General features: G+C 73.3%; 3 protein-coding genes and 1 pseudogene. All 4 read right to left on the reverse strand.

Going from position 1 to position 4,688, the window contains the following annotated elements:
• A pseudogene (locus ACFTZL_RS41300) lies at positions 1-1,705 on the reverse strand (5,6-dimethylbenzimidazole synthase); the annotation flags it as partial.
• Positions 1,706-2,072: 367 nt separating this feature from the next.
• Positions 2,073-3,293: a precorrin-6y C5,15-methyltransferase (decarboxylating) subunit CbiE gene (gene cbiE / locus ACFTZL_RS41305; RefSeq protein ID WP_382594654.1), complete on the reverse strand. Its 1,221-nt coding sequence runs from the start codon at positions 3,291-3,293 to the stop codon at positions 2,073-2,075.
• Positions 3,294-3,429: 136 nt separating this feature from the next.
• Positions 3,430-4,062, reverse strand: coding sequence for a GNAT family N-acetyltransferase (locus ACFTZL_RS41310; RefSeq protein ID WP_382594657.1), 633 nt, complete (start codon positions 4,060-4,062; stop codon positions 3,430-3,432).
• 141 nt (positions 4,063-4,203) lie between these two features.
• The coding region (locus ACFTZL_RS41315) for a MetQ/NlpA family ABC transporter substrate-binding protein (RefSeq protein WP_382594661.1) at positions 4,204-4,688 on the reverse strand (485 nt) is incomplete at its 5' end.

Raw genomic sequence — 4,688 nt, forward strand, 5'->3', positions numbered from 1 at the left:
GCTGTGCGGGCTCGGGGGCGGCGGGCGGCTGGGACTGCTGCGGGCCCTGGACGGGCTGCATGCTCTGTTCGTCCGGCTCCTCGTCCGCCCTCTCGTCCTGCTTCTCGTCCGCGATCGGCTCGGGGAGTACGACGGTGACGTCCTCGGCGGAGGCCGGGGGGAGGTCCCCGTTCTCGGGCGTGGGGGGCACCGGCTCGGGGGCGGGCTCGGGAACGACTTCCTCGGCCACGGGGGCGGGCTCGGGGGCGACCTCCTCGGCCACGGGGGCGGGCTCGACTGCCTCCGGTGCCTGGGGCTGTGCGGGGGCCTCGGCGGGCGCTTCCGGCACGGAAGTCTCGGTGACCTGGGCAGGGACCGGTGCCGCGGGGGGCTGAGCCGGTGCGGCTGCTGTCTCCGGTGCGTCGGCGACCGGGGCCGGGGTCACCGGAGCCGGCGCCTCGGGGGCAGGGGCGGCTGCCTCGGCGTCAGTTGTTTGAGGAGCGGGTCCGGCCTGCGGGGCGATCGGCTCGGCAACCGGCGCGGGGACCTCGCCGCCGAGGGCATCCGGCTCCTGCGCGACGGCCTCGGGGGCGATTGCGTCCAGACCGGGTGCGGCGGCCTCGGGGCCGACGGCCTCGGCCGACTCCTGCGCAACCGCCTCGGGAGCAACCGCCTCGGGAGCCTCGGGAACACCGGCCGCCTCCACGGCACCGGCCTCGGGCGCAGGGGCAGCCTCCGGGAACGGGACTGCTTCAGGGGCCGGTGCGGCTTCAGCAGCCGGTACGGCCTCAGCGACAGGAGCGGAGATCACGTCCTGCTCCGCGGCAGCCGCCGGAACCTGATGGCCCGCATCGGCGAAGTCGCCGACGGCACCCGGTTCGGGAACCTCGGGAGAACCATCGGCAAGCCCCGGCTCAGCGCCCTGGCCAGAACCGTCCTGCCCAGACCCGTCCACGACCGGCACCTCCCCCGGAATCGGTCCAGGCGCGGAAACGGCCCCCGCCTCGGCCTCCGCCACCTGCACAGGGACGTCCTGCACCGGGACGTCCTGCACCGGGACGTTCTGCACCGGGACGGCCTGCGCGGGCTGCTCGGCGGGGAAGCCCTGCTCCGCCGCCTCCGGCGCCACACTGGTCGCGACGGCCGAAGCCATCGGCTGCGCTTCCGGAACAACCGTTTCCGCAGGGGCCGCCCCGGCGCCCACCGGGGCCTGGTGGGTGACCTGCGCGTCCCAGGGCGCCGCCGGGGGCGAGGACATCTCCGGGGCGCGCGGGGCGTCGAGGTACTCGGGTCCTGCCGACGGCGCCGCGGGCTGTCGCAGCGGCGCGTCCGCCGGGCCGCGGTCGGCGAGGGAGCGGACCGGGCTGGTGGAGCTGTCGGGCACCGGCGGGCCGAGGTGCAGCGGGCGGCGCGGGGTGATGGGCGGGATCGGCGGAGGGTCGGGCAGCCGGACGCCGCCGAGGTCGACCGAGCCGCTGTCGCGGCCGGAGATCTCGTGCGGGCCCGGCTCGTGCACGGTCTCGGCGACCGGCTCCGGCATGGGCGGGGCGACCTCGTTGCCCCAGGCGCCCTGGGCGCCCGGCAACAGCAGCAGGTCGTCGTCCTCGGCGGTGGTCTCGGGCTCGGAGAGGTAGGTGTACGAACCGTGCGCGGGGGCGCCCGGCTGCTCCACCATGCCTGCGTTCTCCGGCAGTCCCTCGCCCGGGACCTGGCCGGTGTCGGTCATGCGTACCCCTCGCCCATCGGTTAGTGCTCCTACAACCAGCTCGCCCGGAACGGCGCACCGACCGCCCCGCTGTGAAGAACGAGCGTGTGTCCCCAGCGGCACGAGCGGCCCGCCCCAAAAAGGCGACAAAGCCATTCACTGGCATTGTCGCGGCCGTACCGCCCTCGCGACAGCTTGATCCGCGACGGTTCCGCTGTGGACTGCGCCACGTTGCGCGTCCTCTGGTTCTGCCGTACCACACACACCCCAAAACGGGCGGGTTTTCCGGACATTGACCGACGAAGTGCCGGGCGTCCGCGTGCGGTGCAACGATCGGCCAGCCTACCGCGCGCAGTACGACAACCCGATCACGGGGACGGCGGCAGGATCAGGCGCTGCGCCGCGGAAGCACGCCGCTGAGCAGGAACGCGACGCTCCGTTCCTTCTCCGTCCAGGCCCGGGTGTCCAGTTCGACGGACTGCAGCAGGGCGCACTCGACGCCGTAGCCGTGCTCCGTCAGGTCGCGGCCGATGAGTTCGGCGGCGTCGCGGGTGCCGGCGTGCGTGACGATGCGCTGCGGGCGGCGGTCGGCGACCGCCGAGACGACGGCCGCTCCCCCGCCGCCGACGCGGACGACGTCCGGTTCGGGGAGGTTCTCCAGGATGTGCGGGGCGGTGCCGTGCACGATCTGGAGCTGGACGCCGAGGCGGCGGGCGGTGGCGTCGGTGCGGGCGCAGGCGGCCCGGTCGCTGTCGACGGCGATGACGGCGGCGCCGGCGCGTGCCGCCTCGACGGCGAAGGCGCCGCTGCCGCAGCCGATGTCCCACACGAGGTCGCCGACGCGCGGTCCGAGGCGGGCGAGTTGGGAGGCGCGCAGCGGCTGGGTCTCGCCCTCGCCGAGGGGGGCGCCGTACGTCTCGGAGGGCAGGGACCAGCCGCGGGGCCCGGCGGAGGGGTCGCGGCCGGCGATCCAGCCGCCGGCCTCCCCCGCCGTACCTGGTCCGGCCGGGCCGCCGAGGACGATGACGAGGTTGGGGTCGCGCCAGGCGTGGTCGGCGGCCTTGTCGGAGGTGACGATCGTGACGCGCTCGCGTTCGGTGCCGAGTTCCTCGCAGATGACGAAGGAGCGGTGGACTCCTTCGAGGAGCAGGCCGAGTTCGGCCGGGCCGGCGCCGGGTGAGGTGAGGACGGCCACCTTGGTGTGGGCGCGGCATACGTTCACCGCGCGGCGCAGGGTGCGGCGGTGTGCGACGACCACCTGTGCGTCGTCCCAGGGCATACCGGCGCGGGCGAAGGCGGCGGCGACGGAGGAGACGGCGGGGACGACCTCGACCTCGAGGCCGAACTCGGGGGCGCGCAGTGTCCGTACGACGCCGAAATAGCCGGGGTCGCCGTCGGCCAGCACGACGGCCGTGCCGCGGTGGCCGGCGATGCGGCGGGCGGCGAGGGCGACACTGCCGAGGCGGATGCGCTCGGCGCCGGCGGGTACCTCGGGGAGCGCCAGGTGGTGGGCGGCTCCCGCCACGAGCGTGGCGGCACCCAGGGCGGCGCGTGCCGCGTCGGTCAGCGGCGAACCGTCCCAGCCGATCACCGTGACCCGGTCGGCCATCGTCGTCAGTCTCCAGAGGATGTCGCAGGCCGTCTGCGTTTCGTGTCGCGAGCGGCCCGTGGGTGGGCTTGGTGAGAGTACCCGGTGGAGCCGGCGCAGGGGACGGTGGTGCTGTCGCGCACCGTGGCCGTTCCGGTCAGTTCCAGTCGCCGAAGGACGTGAAACCGCCGGGCAGCCGGCCGCCGACGCCCTCCAGATCCTCGGGGAGCAGGCTCCAGACGATGAAGTCGGTGCGTACGTCCGTCCACGTGCCGTCCTCGGCACGGCTGCGGGCTATACAGGCGTTGCGCAGCACGCCCTCGCTGATGCAGCCGATCTTCTGGGCGACCTGCTGGGAGGCGGTGTTGTCGGCCGCCGTGCGCAGTTCGATGCGTTCGAACTTCTGGTCCGAGAAGAGCCACCGGGCGGTGACGAGGGCGGCCTCGGAGGCGTAGCCCTCGCCTCGGGCCCAGGGGGCGGTGATGTACGAGAGTTCGGTGGAGCGTACGCGCCAGTTGGTCTTGCCGAGCTGGATGACGCCGACCAGGCGCTGAGTGAGGAACTCGGTGACCGCGAGGTCGAGGCCCCGCCCCTCGGTGCGCTCGGCGGGGGCGTACTCGGTGATCCAGGTGCGGGCGCCGTCCTCCGTGAAGGGCTGGGGGACGGAGGTCCAGGCCGCCACCTGTTCGTCGTTCATCATCGCGGCCAGGGCGGCGACGTCGTCTTCGTCAAGGGGACGCAGCACCAACCGCTCCGTGCTGATGGAGACGTTGGGAAAGGTGCTCGTCATGCGCCGCTCCGTAACCTTCGGTGAACCTTCAGGGCCTGCTGAACTGCCCAGCATGCAGCATGAAAGCACTGCTCCGCACCACGGGGTCCTCCCCCACCGGGTGAGGGAGGACCCCGTGCTGAGCGGGTGCCCGGCGGGGGCTCAGAAGGAGGCCAGGACGGCGCCGTCGTACTTGTCCTGAATGAACTTCTTCACCTCGGGCGAGGTGAGGAGCTTGGCGAGCTTCTTCACGCGCGGGTCCTTCTCCTCGCCCTTCTTCACGGCGAGGAAGTTGCCGTACGGGTTGTCCTTCGGGGACTCCAGGACGAGGGCGTCCTTCGCCGGCTTGAGGTCGGACTCGAGTGCGTAGTTGCCGTTGACGACGGCGGCGTCCACGTCGTCGAGGGAGCGCGGGGTCTGAGCCGCCTCCAGCTCCTTGAACTTGAGGTTCTTCGGGTTCTTGGTGATGTCCGAAGGGGTCGCCTCGTTGCCGACGCCCGCCTTGAGGGTGATGAGCCCGTGCGCGGCGAGGAGCTTGAGGGCGCGGGCCTCGTTGACGGTGTCGTTGGGGATGGCGACCGTCGCACCGCTCTTCAGGGCGTCGGCCTTCTTGACCTTGTGGGAGTAGAGGCCGAGCGGCTCCAGGT

This window comes from Streptomyces sp. NPDC056948, assembly GCF_042674225.1.
Lineage (GTDB): Bacteria > Actinomycetota > Actinomycetes > Streptomycetales > Streptomycetaceae > Streptomyces > Streptomyces purpurascens.

Bases quoted from the DNA above. Each gene is read 5' to 3' on its own strand.
- ACFTZL_RS41310 (WP_382594657.1), bottom strand. From the start codon at position 4,062: ATGACGAGCACCTTTCCCAACGTCTCCATCAGCACGGAGCGGTTGGTG.
- cbiE (WP_382594654.1), bottom strand. From the start codon at position 3,293: ATGGCCGACCGGGTCACGGTGATCGGCTGGGACGGTTCGCCGCTGACC.